Here is a 14,861-nt window from a genome sequence, read left to right as displayed (position 1 = left end):
TCGGGTCATGCCGCCCGCCAAGAAGAAGCCGCGTGCCTTCGACCCCGTCAGGATCCGCGCGGCCGTCACCGCGCAGTTCGGGCATGTCGCCGACGCCGTGCGCGAGTTGACGCCCGAGCAGCTGGCGCGGCCCAGCGGGCTCGGGGAGTGGACCGTCGGCGAACTCGCCGCGCACATCGCGTGGATCGCGGACTCGCTGGCCGCCGGCCTCGCCCGGCCGCCCGCCGCCGTCGTCGAGCTGACCGCCGTCGAGTGGCCCTCCGCCACCGCCTCCCTCGCCGGGAAGATCTCCGAGGCCGCCCGCGAGACCCTCGCCGGGGCCCCGCTCCCCGAGCTGTACGAGCGGGCGGCCACCCGCATGGCCGAGGCGCTGGAGGCCAACACCGGCGCACGCGTGCTGGACCTGTGGATCGGCGACATGACCCTGGCCGACTTCATGGTCACCCGGACCGTGGAGCTGGTGGTCCACACCGACGACCTGAACCGGGCCGCCGGAGCGGACATCCCCATCGAGCGCCAGGCACTGGCCGCCTGCACCCGGCTGCTCGCCGACGCCCTCGCCCTCAAGGCGCCGGGCGGTTCGGTCGAGGTACGGATCCCGCCCTTCGCGGTGGTCCAGTGCATCGAGGGCCCCCGCCACACCCGCGGTACCCCGCCCAACGTGGTGGAGACCGACCCGCTGACCTGGATCCGGCTCGCGACGGGCCGTACGCACTGGGCCGCGGCCCTCGACGAGGCGCAGGTCAGGGCCAGCGGAGAGCGGGCCGACCTGTCGGCGCTGCTCCCCCTGATGAGCTGAGCGGAACCGCCCGGCCGCCCGCTCCGTCCCATCGTCATGCGTACCCTCAGGCACCTTCCGACCGGCCTGGCCCTCCTCCTCGCGCTCGCCGCGTGCGGTCAGTCCGAAGACGCCGGGAGCAGCCCGCTCCCCGACCCCGTCGGCTCCTGGTCCGTGGAGTCCCTCACCACCGGCGGCCGCACCCTGCACGCACCCGCGGCCGCCCGCGTCGACCTCAAGCAGGACGAGGCCACCGGCAACTACGGCTGCAACGGCTTCACGGCGAAGGTCGTCCCCGAAGGCTCCTCCGCCCTGACTGTGACCCCGGGCGCGACGACCAACATGGCCTGCGAGAACCAGGAGTTCGAGACCGCGTTCGCCCAGCTCTTCAAGGGCCGGCTGACCATCGACCGGGGCCCCGACCGGCTCACGCTGAAGACCGCCGACGGGAGCACGATGGCCTTGACCTCCCAGCCCCCGGCCCCGGACGCGCCGCTCGCCGCGACGGAGTGGACCGTCGACTCGCTGGTCGACGGTGCGACCGTGTCCTCCGTCCCCGCCGAGGCGGCCGGCAAGGCCAGGTTCACCCTCACCACCGACGGCACGGCGAGCGGCAGCCTCGGCTGCAACCGGTTCAGCGCCAAGGCCACCGTCGACGGTCCCACGGTCACCTTCGGGCCGCTCACCACGACCCGGATGGCCTGCGAGGGCCCGGCCGGTGAGGTGGAGCGGACGCTGACCGCGCTGTTCGGCAGCGGCCCGCTCACCTGGAAGATCCAGGGTCAGAACCTGACCCTCACCGCGCCCGACGGCAAGGGCCTCACCGCCAAGGGGGCCACGGCGGCCGAATGAGCGCGGCCCGGACCCGGGTGCGTCAGGCCGGGTAGGGCAGCAGTTCCGCGTTCACGGACTCCCAGGCCGACCGCAGCTCCGCCAGCCGGGCCGGTTCCAGCGCGGCCTTGTCGGCCTGCTCGCGGACGTCCCCGGCCAGGTTGAACAGCTGGTCCCGGCCCGCCTTGCCGCGGTAGTACTTCCAGTCGCCGCGCCGCAGGGCCCGCTCCCCGCGGACCCGCCAGAACAGGTCCCGCCCGGCGACCTCCTCGCCGCGCAGCAGGTACCCGGCCAGGCTCACCCCGTCCAGCGGGTACGCCGGGTGCGGCCGCGTCCCGGCCACCTCCAGCAGCGTGGCCGTCCAGTCCGGGCTGAACACCGGGACGCGGCTGACCTGCCCGCCGTCCAGCCGCGCGGGCCAGCGCACGATGTTCGGCACCCGGATCCCGCCCTCCTGGAGCGAGGCCTTGTTGCCCGACAGCGGCCAGTTGTACGAGAAGCGCTCGCCGCCGTTGTCGCTGGAGAACACGACCAGGGTGTTGTCCTCCTGCCCGGAGCGCTTCAGCGCCTTCAGCACCTCGCCGACCGACCGGTCCAGGTCCTCCACCATCTGCCGGTACTTCTCGACCGAGCCGCCGTCCTGGTGCCACAGCGCCCGTGCGTCGCCCGCCTTGATCCGGCGGACGATCTCCGCGCTCTCCTCCGTGTCCCCCTCGGCGATCCAAGGCCAGTGCGGGGTGGTGAAGTTCAGGTTCAGCAGCCACGGCTTGCCGTGGTGGTCGCGCGAGACGTACTCGCTCGCCCGCTCGGTGATGATCCGGGTGTAGTAGCGCAGGTCCCGGTAGGTGGCGTCGCCCTCGTAGAGGTCGTACTCGCCGCCCAGGCCCAGCTTGGAGTAGTACTCCAGCGCCCCGCCGAAGTTGCCGAAGAACTCCTCCCAGCCGGACTTCGGCGGGCTGTAGTCCGGCAGGTAGCCCGCGTGCCACTTGCCGATCAGCGCGGTGGAGTAGCCGGACTCCTTCAGCAGCGAGGCCAGCGTGGGGTGGGTGGGCTCCAGGCCCGCCGACTTGTCGGCGATCGGCTCGGCCAGCCCGCCCTTGGTGCGGGCCGGGTAGCGGCCCGTGTACAGGCTGAACCGGGTCGGAGAGCAGGTCGCGGAGCCCGAGTACGCGTCGGTGAACCGGACGCCCTGGCGGGCCAGTCGGTCCAGGTTGGGGGTCTTGATGTGCGTGGAGCCGTATGAGGACAGGTCCGCCCAGCCCAGGTCGTCGCCCAGGATGAACAGGATGTTGGGACGCCGGGACTGCCGCCCGCGCGCGGCGCGGAACTCCCGCTCCTGCGCGGCCTCGGCGGCCTGGGCGGGGGCGGCAGCGCCGACTCCGACGGCCGCCGCGGCGGCGCTCACGCCGACCGCCCCGCCGAAGGCACGCCGGGACAGATGGGGTTCGTACGAGGTCACAGGTACTCCAAGGCACGGCCTGGCGCCCGGCAGCGCAGGGCATGCCGGGGCGGAGGCAGGAGAAAAGGGGAAAGGAAAAGCGGCGTGTGACTACGCAGAACAGCGACAGATGGCGCTCGCGACACGGACCAGGTCCACGTGCCGGCGCTCGACGAGGGTGACGGTGCGGTCACCGAGAGGCTGCATGAGGCGAGAGCCTGTACGAATGCCCATACGGCTGTCAACAAAGGAATCCGGATACCGAGACGCAGCGGCCCGGTCACCCTCTGTGCTGTGACATTTCCCGGGGCTCCCGAATTCGGACCAGTGGTCGACCTCGCCTACACTTGTGCTGTGCCTCGTGGTGATGGACGACTCAACCACGACCTGCTCCCCGGAGAAAAGGGCCCCCAGGACGCTTGCGGCGTCTTCGGTGTCTGGGCTCCGGGTGAAGAGGTCGCCAAGCTCACCTACTTCGGACTGTATGCACTGCAGCACCGCGGACAAGAGTCCGCGGGAATCGCTGTGAGCAACGGTTCCCAGATCCTCGTCTTCAAGGACATGGGCCTCGTTTCCCAAGTCTTCGACGAAACCTCTCTCGGCTCGCTCCAGGGTCATATCGCGGTCGGTCACGCCCGCTACTCGACCACCGGAGCCTCCGTCTGGGAGAACGCCCAGCCCACCTTCCGTGCGACCGCCCACGGCTCCATTGCCCTGGGTCACAACGGCAACTTGGTGAACACCGCCGAGCTTGCCGAGATGGTCGCCGACCTCCCCCGTCAGGACGGCCGCGCCACCCAGGTGGCGGCCACCAACGACACGGACCTGGTCACCGCCCTCCTGGCGGGCCAGACCGACGAGGACGGCAAGCCCCTGACCATCGAGGAGTCGGCCACCAAGGTCCTCCCGAAGGTGAAGGGCGCCTTCTCGCTCGTCTTCATGGACGAGGGGACCCTCTACACCGCCCGTGACCCGCAGGGCATCCGCCCGCTGGTCCTCGGCCGCCTGGAGCGCGGCTGGGTGGTCGCGAGTGAGACCGCCGCCCTCGACATCTGCGGCGCCAGCTTCGTCCGCGAGGTCGAGCCGGGCGAGCTCATCGCGATCGACGAGAACGGCCTGCGGACCTCCCGATTCGCGGAAGCGAAGCCCAAGGGCTGTGTCTTCGAGTACGTCTACCTGGCGCGCCCGGACACCGACATCGCCGGCCGGAACGTCTACCTCTCGCGTGTCGAGATGGGCCGGCGCCTGGCCAAGGAAGCCCCGGTCGACGCCGATCTGGTGATACCGACGCCGGAGTCGGGCACGCCCGCCGCCGTCGGATACGCCGAGGCCAGCGGGATCCCGTACGGCTCCGGCCTGGTCAAGAACGCCTACGTCGGCCGGACCTTCATCCAGCCCTCGCAGACGATCCGCCAGCTCGGCATCCGCCTGAAGCTCAATCCCCTCAAGGAAGTCATCCGGGGCAAGCGCCTGGTGGTCGTCGACGACTCGATCGTCCGCGGCAACACCCAGCGCGCCCTGGTCAAGATGCTCCGCGAGGCCGGCGCGGCGGAGGTCCACATCCGGATCTCCTCGCCGCCGGTGAAGTGGCCGTGCTTCTTCGGCATCGACTTCGCCACCCGGGCCGAGCTGATCGCCAACGGCATGACGGTCGACGAGATCGCCACGTCGCTGGGCGCGGACTCGCTCTCGTACATCTCGCTCGACGCGATGGTCGAGGCGACCACCATCCAGAAGCCCAACCTCTGCCGTGCCTGCTTCGACGGCGAGTACCCCATGGAGCTGCCCGACCCGCAGCTCCTGGGCAAGCAGCTGCTGGAGTCCGAGCTGGCCGGCGGCACGGACGCCGCCGACGCGCTCCGCCGCCCGTAGGCGCTCCTCGGTTTCGCCGGCTCAACCTGCGCTGGGCCCTCCCTTTTGAGGCTTCTCCGGGGGCCCAGCACCACCCGCAGTAACGACACGAAAGCTCTCTCCTGTCATGACAGAGAAGACCACCGGTGCCAGCTACGCAGCCGCAGGCGTGGACATCGAAGCGGGAGACCGCGCCGTCGAGCTGATGAAGGAGTGGGTGAAGAAGACGCAGCGCCCCGAGGTCCTCGGCGGCCTCGGCGGCTTCGCCGGCCTCTTCGACGCCTCCGCCCTCAAGCGCTACGAGCGCCCGCTGCTCGCCTCCGCCACCGACGGGGTCGGCACCAAGGTCGACATCGCCCGCCAGCTCGGCGTGTACGACACCATCGGCCACGACCTCGTCGCGATGGTCATGGACGACATCGTCGTCTGCGGCGCCGAGCCGCTCTTCATGACCGACTACATCTGCGTCGGCAAGGTCCACCCCGAGCGTGTCGCGGCCATCGTCAAGGGCATCGCCGAGGGCTGCGTCCTCGCCGGCTGCGCCCTGGTGGGCGGCGAGACCGCCGAACACCCGGGTCTGCTCGGCCCCGACGACTTCGACGTGGCGGGCGCCGGCACCGGTGTCGTCGAGTACGACCGGCTGCTCGGTGCGGATCGCATCCGTACGGGTGACGCCGTCATCGCGATGGCTTCGTCCGGCCTTCACTCGAACGGGTACTCGCTGGTCCGGCACGTCCTCTTCGACCGGGCCGGAATGTCCCTGGACCAGGAAGTCGCCGAGCTCGGCCGCACCCTGGGCGAGGAACTGCTGGAGCCCACGAAGATCTACTCGCTCGACTGCCTCGCCCTCACCCGTACGGCCGAGGTGCACGCCTACTCGCACATCACGGGCGGCGGCCTCGCGGCCAACCTGGCGCGGGTGATCCCGGACCACCTGCACGCCACGGTCGACCGTTCGACCTGGACCCCCGGCGCGATCTTCGACCTGGTCGGCAAGGCCGGTCAGGTCGAGCAGCTGGAACTGGAGAAGACGCTGAACATGGGCGTCGGCATGATGGCGGTCGTCCCGGGCGAGTCGGTGGACGTGGCCCTGACCGCGCTGGCCGACCGGGGCGTCGACGCCTGGGTCGCGGGCGAGATCCTGGACCGCGGCGACCACGCCGAGGGCGCCACCCTGACCGGTTCCTACGCGAGCTGAGCAGCACTGAAACCCGGCCCGGGGCGATGCCCTGGACCGGGTTTCAGTCTTTGACCCTGTTGTGCAGACGCTCTCGAGAAAGCGTCAAGCGCCGCGACGCTGTGCCGACGGACCGGACTCCTCGTCCTCGTCGTCGTCATCGCTGTTGTACAGATCCGCGTACTTGGCGTACGGGTCGTCGTCGTCCAGATCGTCATCGACTTCGACCGGCTCGCTGATAGGCAGCGGCTCTGTCGGCGATGCGCCCAGCTCATTGGCCAGACGCGAGAGGTCAGTCCCGCCGCTGTTGTACTTCAGCTGGCGGGCGACCTTTGTCTGCTTGGCCTTGGCCCGGCCGCGCCCCATGGCTCGACCCCCTCGGTGACGGGGCTCGACGGCCCCAGAGTCTGACACGCGTTCATGGTTCGGAGCGGGCTCTCCGTGGAGAGACCGTCCGTAGGGGTTTAACGGTACCTGCTTCCGCGGCCATACGGTACGCCGCCCGCATGACGCGCCCCGGTGCAGAACCAACAAGGCGCCCCGTCCTCGCTGGTCAACCGCGATTTTAACGCTTTCCTGGCCCGCGACCCGCCGAAGTGCAGTGAGTTCCGTCTCGCCGCACCCCGGCGGGCGCATCCGGGAGCCCCGGGAGGTGCCTAGACCGCGCGCGCGGAGCGGGCGTCCGCCATCCGCTGCTCGGCGATCCGGTCGGCCGCAGCGGCCGGCGGAATGCCGTCCGCCTTCGCACGTGCGAATATGGCGAGCGTGGTGTCGAAGATCTGCGCCGCCTTGGCCTTGCAGCGGTCGAAATCGAAGCCGCGCAGCTCGTCGGCGACCTGGATCACGCCACCGGCGTTGACCACGTAGTCGGGCGCGTAGAGGATCCCGCGGTCCGAGACGTCCTTCTCGATGCCCGGGTGGGCGAGCTGGTTGTTCGCCGCTCCGCAGACGACCTTGGCCGTCAGGACCGGCACCGTCTCGTCGTTCAGGGCGCCGCCCAGCGCGCACGGGGCGTAGATGTCCAGACCGGGCACGCGGATCAGCGCGTCCGTGTCGGCGACCGCCGTGACCTTGCCGGGGTGCTTGTCGAGGATCCGGCGCACGGACTCTTCCCGCACGTCCGTGATCACGACCTCGGCGCCGTCCTCCAGCAGGTGCTCGACCAGGTAGTGGCCGACCTTGCCGACGCCCGCCACGGCGACCTTGCGGCCGCGCAGGGTCGGGTCGCCCCACAGGTGCTGGGCGCTGGCGCGCATGCCCTGGAAGACACCGAAGGCGGTGAGCACCGAGGAGTCGCCCGCGCCGCCGTTCTCGGGGGAGCGGCCGGTCGCCCAGCGGGTCTCGCGGGCCACGATGTCCATGTCCGCCACGTACGTGCCGACGTCGCAGGCGGTCACGTAGCGGCCGCCGAGGGACTCCACGAACCGGCCGTAGGCCAGCAGCAGTTCCTCCGTCTTGAGGATGTCGGGGTCCCCGATGATCACGGCCTTGCCGCCGCCGAGGTCGAGACCGGCGAGGGCGTTCTTGTACGACATGCCGCGGGAGAGGTTCAGCGCGTCGAGGACGGCCTCCTCGTCCGAGGCGTACGCGTGGAAGCGCGTGCCGCCGAGGGCGGGGCCCAGGGCGGTGGAGTGGATCGCGATGACGGCCTTCAGGCCAGTGGCTCGGTCCTGGCACAGCACGACTTGCTCGTGGCCGCCCTGTTCCGTACGGAACAGGGTGTGCAGGACGCCGTCGGTCATTTCGGTCACGGTGGTGACTCCCATGGAAGAGATGCGGCGGATTGACGCCCGCCCTGCGGGTGGGGGAGGGCGTGCTGGGAGCAGCGTAAGACCTGCGGACGGCGCGGGGACCGCCTGTCCGAGGATCGGAACACTCCCGTGTCACGGGCGCGCCGAAGGTAGCGGAGCCGCAAAAAGGGGAGTACGAGAGCGTGAGCGAATCTCCCGATCCCCTGCTGCCCTCCGCGCGCTCGGCGCCGGCCGTCCCGTACGCCTCCTACCTGCGCGTCTACGAGCCCCTGGTTGCCTTCCCGGAACCGGAGCGGTCGCACTGGGCCGACTACGCCCGGCGCGGGAAGGCCCCGACCGCCCAGGACGAACTGCGCCGGTCGCTCACCGACTTGGTTCGGGTGCCCGTGGTGGGGGTGCCGGCCCACGAGAGCGCGGACGCCTTCACGGCGGAGGTGGACGGGGTGCTGCTGGTCTGCCCGTGGCGCACCCGGCTGCGCGGCTGGCTGGCGCTCCAGGAGCTGGTGGAGTGGTTCCCGCTCCCGGTCCTGGACGCGGCGCTCCCGCCGCCGTTGCGTCTGCAGGCGGCCGAGGAGTACGAGCGCTGGCGCGAGCGGAACCCGGACGCGCGCCCGTGGATCCGTACGGGGGTGTGGCAGGTCCCGCTGCGCTGGTTCGTGCTGGTGGCGGACCAGGAGCGGGAGTACCTGCCCGGCGAGCGGCTGCGCTACCGGACGCCGATGGTGCAGGCGCGGCGGCGCCTGGCGCGGGCCCTGCGGACCCTGCGGGAGGCGGAGGGGTACGGGATGCTCGCCGACGGCCTGGTGGAGGTCGGGAGCTGGCTGGAGGAGTTCCACCCGCGGTCGATGGTCGAACTGGACTACGGGGGGCTGCTGCACGCACTGCCGGCGGACCGGCTGGCGGCGGACCGGTCGGCGCGGGAGCTGGCGGAGGGCATCGCGGCCTTGCGGGCGGGGGACGCGGAGGGGGCGGCCGAGGTCTACGAGGAGCTGGCGGAGCGGTGGAGGGCGGTCCGGGAGAGACTGTTCGCGAATTAGTCCCCGAAGCCCGATCGTGCTCCGATCGGGCCCAAGAGGACCCGTACGTACCCCCGCGTATCGGTCGATCAGCCATAAGTGGCTGATCAGGGGCTTGATCATGTCTTTAGGGACGTAGTACCAGGACCTACGTCCCGATACGGGCCATTGGCCCAAGCGTGACGGACCGCACTATCTACACCCTTGCGCCCTTCCCCTACCCTCGTGCCAAAATAGGACAAGGAGTCCGGGGAGGGTTCCTTCCGCCCAACTAAGGGCGGAATGCTCGGCATTGCGCTCTACGGGGGGTCTGACGACTCCTGATCGCTCTGTGACTGATCGTCACAGTGGGGTGACTGTCCGTTATGGGACGGTCCATCGGCTTCCGCCGCTGATGAACACCTCGGAGGGCAATTCCGTCGGTTTGGCCCTTGGGGCTGGACGGATGGTGTAGTTGTAGTGCCGAGGACAAGCCGTTCGTCCTATAACCGACTCGGCCCGCGTATGTCCATTTCGGGCAACGCGGGCCAAGGTGCAGAATTTAGAGGAAAGAACCGAGATGGTTCGGTTCTCCCGAGGAGGCCGCTCATGACCGCTCGCACCCCTGATGCCGAGCCGCTGCTGACCCCGGCTGAGGTTGCCACGATGTTCCGCGTGGACCCGAAGACGGTGACCCGCTGGGCCAAGGCTGGCAAGCTCACGTCCATCCGCACCCTGGGTGGACACCGCCGTTACCGCGAGGCCGAGGTTCGCGCACTGCTTGCGGGAATTCCGCAGCAGCGCAGCGAGGCCTGAGGTTCCGCAGCACCCCTGCTTTAACGGGTCTATATCGGGTCCCCCAATCCGATGAAACCCACATAGCTTCATACGACTGAACCTGCCCCAACAGGTTCATTGGTCGTCGATCGCGCTGGACTCCGCCGGGTCCAGCGCGATCTTTTTTATGCCCAGGTCAGGGCGGTGTCGGGCTGGCGTGCGGTCACCGGCGGAGTAGGTGCCATTGCACATATTAAATCGAGCGGGTGTATGAGTGCGATAAAAGTACACATCTCAAAAACTCATGCGGTGACTCCCGTCACAGATGATCACTCTTGTATTCACGGGAATGCACCCCGTAAGGGGACGTGAGCCGCGGAGCGCATCATGCGAACGGGGGATTCTCGGCGGCGCGGGCGGTGGCGGCCGCGGTGGCGCCGGACCGGATGGCCGGGAGGCCCGGCGCGGCCCGGTGTGACGGCCGTCAGATCGCCCGTGGACGCCGGAACGGGTGCGGGAGGTTCGGGAGGGCGCCGACGGACCCGCGCGGGCCTCAGAAGCCTCGGGGAGCCTCAAGAGTCTCGGGAGTCTCCCCAAGGCCGCCCAGCGGGTTTCCCCGCCAACGCGTCAGGGCCCGCATCCCCTGGGGGATACGGGCCCTGACGTTTCTGCGAACCTGACGGGACTTGAACCCGCGACCTCCACCTTGACAGGGTGGCGAGCTAACCAACTGCTCCACAGGTCCTTGATTTGCGGCCGCTCGGCGGCTGCGAATCAGACTGTACCGCAGCTCAGGGGGTGCAGTCGAACCGGATCACGCGGCCGGTCACCCGGCCGGTCACGGAGCCGCCGCATCCACCGCCTTCACGATCCGTTTGTCGGAGATCGGGTAGGCCGTCCCGAGCGCGTGCGCGAAGTAGCTGACCCGCAGTTCCTCGATCATCCAGCGGATCTCGGTGACCGCCTCCGGGACCGGCCGGCCCTTCGGCAACTGCTCCAGCAGCCACAGGTACTCGTCCCGCATCTCGTGGACCTTCTCCATGCGCGTGGTGTCGCGCTGGACGCCCGTGGGCATCTGCTGGAGCCGCCGGTCCACCGCCACCAGGTAGCGCATGAGGTCCGGCAGCCTGCGCAGCCCGGTGAGCGTCACGAAGCCGGTCGGCATGAGCGCCGCCAGCTGCGTCTTCACGTCCTGGAGGTTGGCGACCAGGGCGAGGCTGCTGGTGGCCTTCAGGCGCCGCTCGCAGGCCTGCCAGGCGGCCAGCACCTGCTGCACCTGCCCGACCGTCCGCACGGTCGTGTCCACCAGGTCGGCGCGCACGGCCTCGTAGAGCTTGCGGAAGCCCGTCTCGTCCCACGCGGGGCCGCCGTGGTCGGAGATCAGCTTGTCGGTCGCCGCGGTCGCGCAGTCGTCGAACAGCGCCTGGATGGAGCCGTGCGGGTTCCTGGACAGGGCCAGCTTCTGCTGGTTGGTCAGGTGGTCCGAGGCGAACTTCGCCGGATTCACCGGGATGTTCAGCAGGATGAGCCGCCGGGTGCCCAGCCACATCGCCTGCTGCTGCTCGGCCTCGGTGTCGAAGAGCCGTACGGAGACGCTCGCGCCCTCGTCCACGAGCGCCGGGTACGCCTTCACCGGCTGGCCGGCCCGCCGGGTCTCGAAGACCTTGGTCAGCGTGCCGATGGTCCAGTCGGTCAGCCCGGTGCGCTCCACCGATTCCCCGCCCGCCCGCTCGGCGGTGGCCGCGGCGGCCTTGGAGAGGGCCTGGCGGGCCTTGGGCTTCAGGCGCAGCCTCAGCGCCTCCAGGTCCTTGTCCTCGGCGAGGTTCTTGCGGCGCTCGTCGACGATCCGGAAGGTGATCTTCAGGTGGTCCGGGATCCGGCTGAGGTCGAAGTCCTCGGCGGAGACCGGGACCCCGACCATCCGCTGGAGCTCGCGCGCCAGTGTGACCGGCAGCGGCTCCTGCAAGGGCACCGCCGTGTCCAGGAAGCGGCCGGCGAAGTTCGGCGCCGGGACGTAGTGGCGGCGGATCGGCTTCGGGAGCGAGCGGATCAGCTCGGTGACGACTTCCTCCCGCAGACCCGGGATCTGCCAGTCGAAGCCCTCGTCGGTGACCTGGTTCAGCACCTGGAGCGGGATGTGGACGGTCACGCCGTCCGCGTCCGCGCCCGGCTCGAACTGGTAGGTCACCCGGAACTTCAGCTGCCCCTGCCGCCAGGAGTCCGGGTAGTCGGCCTTGGTGACCCCGGCCGCCTTCTCGGTGAGCAGCATCTCCCGCTCGAAGTCGAGGAGTTCGGGCTCCTCGTGCTTCTTGTGCTTCCACCAGGAGTCGAAGTGCGCCCCGGAGACCACGTGCGCGGGGATCTTCTGGTCGTAGAAGTCGAACAGGGTCTCGTCGTCCACCACGATGTCGCGGCGCCGCGCCCGGTTCTCCAGCTCCTCCACCTCGGTGAGGAGCTTGCGGTTGTCGGCGTAGAACTTGTGGTGGGTCCGCCAGTCGCCCTCGACCAGCGCGTTGCGGATGAACAGCTCGCGCGAGACCTCGGCGTCGATCCGGCCGTAGTTGATCTTCCGCTGGGCCACGATCGGCACGCCGTACAGCGTGACCTTCTCGTACGCCATCACGGCCGCCTGGTCCTTCTCCCAGTGCGGCTCGCTGTAGGTGCGCTTGATCAGGTGCTGGGCGAGCGGCTCCACCCACTCCGGCTCCACCTTGGCGTTCACCCGGGCCCACAGCCGCGAGGTCTCCACCAGCTCGGCCGACATCAGGAACTTCGGCTGCTTCTTGAAGAGCGCCGAGCCCGGGAAGATCGCGAACTTGGCGGACCGCGCCCCCAGGTACTCGTTCTTGTCGGTGTCCTTCAGGCCGATGTGCGAGAGCAGACCGGCGAGCAGCGAGACGTGGATGTTCTGCTCGGGGGCATCGGCCTCGTTGACGTGGATGCCCATGGTCTTGGCGACCGTGCGCAGCTGCGAGTAGATGTCCTGCCACTCCCGGATCCGCAGGAAGTTCAGGTACTCCTGCTTGCACATCCGGCGGAAGGAGGACGAGCCGCGTTCCTTCTGCTGCTCGCGCACGTAGCGCCACATGTTCAGGAACGAGAGGAAGTCGCTGGTCTCGTCCTTGAAGCGGGCGTGGTTCTGGTCGGCCTGGGTCTGCTTGTCCGAGGGCCGCTCGCGCGGGTCCTGGATCGACAGGGCCGCCGCGATGACCATGACCTCGCGGACGCAGTTGTTCTTGTCCGCCTCCACGACCATGCGGGCCAGGCGCGGGTCCACGGGGAGCTGGGAGAGCTGGCGGCCCATCTGCGTGAGCCGCCTCGATGGGTCCTTCTCCGCCGGGTCGAGCGCCCCGAGCTCCTGGAGCAGCTGCACGCCGTCGCGGATGTTGCGGTGGTCCGGCGGGTCGATGAAGGGGAACTTCTCGATCTCGCCCAGGCCGGCCGCGGTCATCTGGAGGATGACGGAGGCCAGGTTCGTGCGCAGGATCTCGGCGTCCGTGAACTCGGGACGCCCGTTGAAGTCGTCCTCGGAGTAGAGCCGGATGCAGATGCCGTCGCTGGTACGGCCGCAGCGGCCCTTGCGCTGGTTGGCGCTGGCCTGCGAGATCCGCTCGATGGGCAGGCGCTGGACCTTGGTGCGGTGGCTGTAGCGGGAGATCCGGGCGGTGCCCGGGTCGATCACGTACTTGATGCCCGGCACGGTGAGGGAGGTCTCGGCGACGTTCGTCGCGAGCACGATCCGGCGTCCCGTGTGCTGCTGGAAGACCCGGTGCTGTTCGGCGTGCGAGAGGCGGGCGTAAAGAGGAAGGACCTCAGTGAAGCGCAGGTTCCGCTTGTTCAGGGCGTCCGCCGTGTCGCGGATCTCGCGCTCTCCGGAGAGGAAGACCAGGACGTCGCCCGCGCCCTCGGACTGGAGCTCGTCCACGGCCTCGCAGATCGCGGTGATCTGGTCCCGGTCGCTGTCCTCGGAATCTTCCTCCAGCAGCGGCCGGTAGCGGACCTCGACCGGATACGTCCGGCCGCTGACCTCGACGATGGGGGCTTCCCCGAAGTGCCGCGAGAACCGCTCCGGGTCGATGGTCGCCGAGGTGATGATCACCTTGAGGTCGGGGCGCTTCGGCAGCAGCGTGGCCAGGTAGCCGAGCAGGAAGTCGATGTTCAGCGACCGCTCGTGGGCCTCGTCGATGATGATCGTGTCGTACGCGCGCAGCTCGCGGTCCGTCTGGATCTCGGCGAGCAGGATGCCGTCCGTCATCAGCTTCACGAAGGTCGCGTCCTGGTCCACCTGGTCGGTGAAGCGGACCTTCCAGCCGACCGTCTGGCCGATCTCGGACTTGAGCTCCTCGGCGATGCGCTCCGCGACCGTGCGGGCGGCGATCCGGCGGGGCTGGGTGTGCCCGATCATGCCCCGGACGCCGCGGCCCAGCTCCATGCAGATCTTGGGGATCTGCGTGGTCTTGCCGGAGCCGGTCTCGCCCGCGACGATCACGACCTGGTGGTCGCGTATCGCCTCGGCGATCTCGTCCTTTTTCTGGCTGACGGGCAGGTTCTCGGGATACGTGACCTCGGGCATCCGCGAGGCACGGCCGGCCAGTCGCTCGGCGGCCTTCGCGGCCTCCGCGGCGATCTCGTCGAGCACGGCCTGCTTGGCCTCGGGCTTGCGGATACGGCGGGCGCCCTCAAGGCGGCGGCCTAGGCGGTGCGCGTCGCGGAGGGAGATCTCACCGAGAAGCGTCTGCAGGGCGGCGAAGGAAGTAGACATACCTGGTCGAGGATCTCACCCGGGGCCGCCGGGTGGCGAACGCATTTGTGGGGCGTACCCGTACCATTTCGGGACGATCCCCCGGCCGTATGAGTGAGAGGCAGCCCACCTTGTCCCGCCGCAGCCGTGTGTGGTGCCTGCTCGGCGCCGTACTGGCACTGCTGGCGGGATGTGCGCTGCCGGCCGCCGCGACGCAGCCGCCCGGGCCGGCGGCCACGGCCGCCAGGGTCCACGCGGTGGTGGCGTACGAGGACGGCGGCCCGTCCTGCGCCCCCGGAACCGGGGACCACGGCCGGCCGCCGGCCGTTCCGCCGCGCGCGGGCGACCACGCCCACGTCCCGGCCGCCGGACGGCTCTCGGCGGACCGGGCCTGGGACGGCAGGGCGATACCCGTACGGGATCTCGTACGCGGGCCCGACCAGGCGGCGCCCGGCCCCGTGGAGCTGTCCGTGATGCGGGTCTAGGAGGACCGGTCACCCCACCGGTCCTCCTCACACCCGT

At 69.9% G+C, this 14,861-nt stretch carries 12 protein-coding genes and 1 tRNA gene; 7 read left to right on the top strand and 6 right to left on the bottom strand.

The annotated features are described in order from the left end of the window. Nucleotides 1–7: 7 nt before the first annotated feature. The gene (locus OHA89_RS18210) at nt 8–799 is read left to right on the top strand and encodes a maleylpyruvate isomerase family mycothiol-dependent enzyme (protein ID WP_266608718.1); all 792 of its coding nucleotides are present in this window, start codon (nt 8–10) and stop codon (nt 797–799) included. Between the two features lie 36 nt (nt 800–835). Beyond that, entirely contained in the window at nt 836–1,630 is a 795-nt protein-coding gene (locus tag OHA89_RS18205; RefSeq protein WP_266608716.1) for an META domain-containing protein, read from the top strand. 22 nt (nt 1,631–1,652) lie between these two features. Here OHA89_RS18205 and OHA89_RS18200 read toward each other — a convergent pair whose 3' ends face one another. Next, nucleotides 1,653–3,068, bottom strand: coding sequence for a sulfatase (locus OHA89_RS18200; protein ID WP_406366638.1), 1,416 nt, complete (start codon nt 3,066–3,068; stop codon nt 1,653–1,655). Between the two features lie 90 nt (nt 3,069–3,158). Continuing rightward, a complete protein-coding gene (locus tag OHA89_RS18195; RefSeq protein WP_324617183.1) occupies nt 3,159–3,254 on the bottom strand; it encodes a putative leader peptide in 96 nt (31 codons plus the stop codon). 147 nt (nt 3,255–3,401) lie between these two features. Here OHA89_RS18195 and purF point away from each other — a divergent pair, with 147 nt between their 5' ends. Both purF and purM read left to right on the top strand, forming a co-directional pair. After that, a complete protein-coding gene (gene purF / locus OHA89_RS18190) occupies nt 3,402–4,919 on the top strand; it encodes an amidophosphoribosyltransferase (protein WP_215146310.1) in 1,518 nt (505 codons plus the stop codon). Nucleotides 4,920–5,025: 106 nt separating this feature from the next. Next, nucleotides 5,026–6,096, top strand: a complete 1,071-nt coding sequence (gene purM / locus OHA89_RS18185) for a phosphoribosylformylglycinamidine cyclo-ligase (protein WP_215146312.1) — start codon at nt 5,026–5,028, stop codon at nt 6,094–6,096. A gap of 84 nt (nt 6,097–6,180) precedes the next feature. On the opposite strand, the gene OHA89_RS18180 is transcribed toward purM, so the two are convergent. Together OHA89_RS18180 and OHA89_RS18175 are read right to left on the bottom strand one after the other, a co-directional pair. After that, the gene (locus OHA89_RS18180) at nt 6,181–6,441 is read right to left on the bottom strand and encodes a DUF3073 domain-containing protein (RefSeq protein ID WP_031141582.1); all 261 of its coding nucleotides are present in this window, start codon (nt 6,439–6,441) and stop codon (nt 6,181–6,183) included. 290 nt (nt 6,442–6,731) lie between these two features. Continuing rightward, nucleotides 6,732–7,826 (bottom strand): Glu/Leu/Phe/Val dehydrogenase, encoded by a 1,095-nt coding sequence (locus tag OHA89_RS18175; protein WP_308296749.1) that lies wholly within the window; start codon nt 7,824–7,826, stop codon nt 6,732–6,734. Between the two features lie 182 nt (nt 7,827–8,008). Between OHA89_RS18175 and OHA89_RS18170 the strand changes: the two genes are divergently transcribed. Both OHA89_RS18170 and bldC read left to right on the top strand, forming a co-directional pair. Next, complete coding sequence (locus tag OHA89_RS18170) at nt 8,009–8,863, top strand: hypothetical protein (protein WP_257555227.1); 855 nt, start codon at nt 8,009–8,011, stop codon at nt 8,861–8,863. A 567-nt stretch (nt 8,864–9,430) separates the two neighbouring features. Then, complete coding sequence (gene bldC / locus OHA89_RS18165; RefSeq protein WP_003949541.1) at nt 9,431–9,637, top strand: developmental transcriptional regulator BldC; 207 nt, start codon at nt 9,431–9,433, stop codon at nt 9,635–9,637. Nucleotides 9,638–10,269: 632 nt separating this feature from the next. On the opposite strand, the gene OHA89_RS18160 is transcribed toward bldC, so the two are convergent. Together OHA89_RS18160 and hrpA are read right to left on the bottom strand one after the other, a co-directional pair. Then, nucleotides 10,270–10,343, bottom strand: a tRNA-Asp gene (locus OHA89_RS18160). A gap of 93 nt (nt 10,344–10,436) precedes the next feature. Beyond that, the gene (gene hrpA / locus OHA89_RS18155; protein ID WP_406366636.1) at nt 10,437–14,360 is read right to left on the bottom strand and encodes an ATP-dependent RNA helicase HrpA; all 3,924 of its coding nucleotides are present in this window, start codon (nt 14,358–14,360) and stop codon (nt 10,437–10,439) included. Nucleotides 14,361–14,449: 89 nt separating this feature from the next. On the opposite strand from hrpA, the gene OHA89_RS18150 reads away from it, so the two are divergent. Then, nucleotides 14,450–14,824 carry a hypothetical protein gene (locus OHA89_RS18150; RefSeq protein WP_266608709.1) on the top strand — a complete coding sequence of 125 codons (375 nt, stop codon included), beginning with the start codon at nt 14,450–14,452 and terminating at the stop codon, nt 14,822–14,824. Nucleotides 14,825–14,861 lie beyond the last annotated feature (37 nt).

It is taken from the genome of Streptomyces sp. NBC_01546 (assembly GCF_045208355.1).
Classification (GTDB): Bacteria; Actinomycetota; Actinomycetes; order Streptomycetales; family Streptomycetaceae; genus Streptomyces.
Note: the sequence above shows the minus strand (reverse complement) of the source record. Positions and strands in the feature narration are given on the sequence as shown.

Excerpts from the sequence above, each read along its gene's own strand:
- OHA89_RS18210 (WP_266608718.1), top strand. The coding sequence starts at position 8 with ATGCCGCCCGCCAAGAAGAAGCCGCGTGCCTTCGACCCCGTCAGGATC.
- OHA89_RS18205 (WP_266608716.1), top strand. The coding sequence starts at position 836 with ATGCGTACCCTCAGGCACCTTCCGACCGGCCTGGCCCTCCTCCTCGCG.
- OHA89_RS18195 (WP_324617183.1), bottom strand. The coding sequence starts at position 3,254 with ATGCAGCCTCTCGGTGACCGCACCGTCACCCTCGTCGAGCGCCGGCAC.
- purM (WP_215146312.1), top strand. The coding sequence starts at position 5,026 with ATGACAGAGAAGACCACCGGTGCCAGCTACGCAGCCGCAGGCGTGGAC.
- OHA89_RS18180 (WP_031141582.1), bottom strand. The coding sequence starts at position 6,441 with ATGGGGCGCGGCCGGGCCAAGGCCAAGCAGACAAAGGTCGCCCGCCAG.
- bldC (WP_003949541.1), top strand. The coding sequence starts at position 9,431 with ATGACCGCTCGCACCCCTGATGCCGAGCCGCTGCTGACCCCGGCTGAG.
- hrpA (WP_406366636.1), bottom strand. The coding sequence starts at position 14,360 with ATGTCTACTTCCTTCGCCGCCCTGCAGACGCTTCTCGGTGAGATCTCC.
- OHA89_RS18150 (WP_266608709.1), top strand. The coding sequence starts at position 14,450 with ATGAGTGAGAGGCAGCCCACCTTGTCCCGCCGCAGCCGTGTGTGGTGC.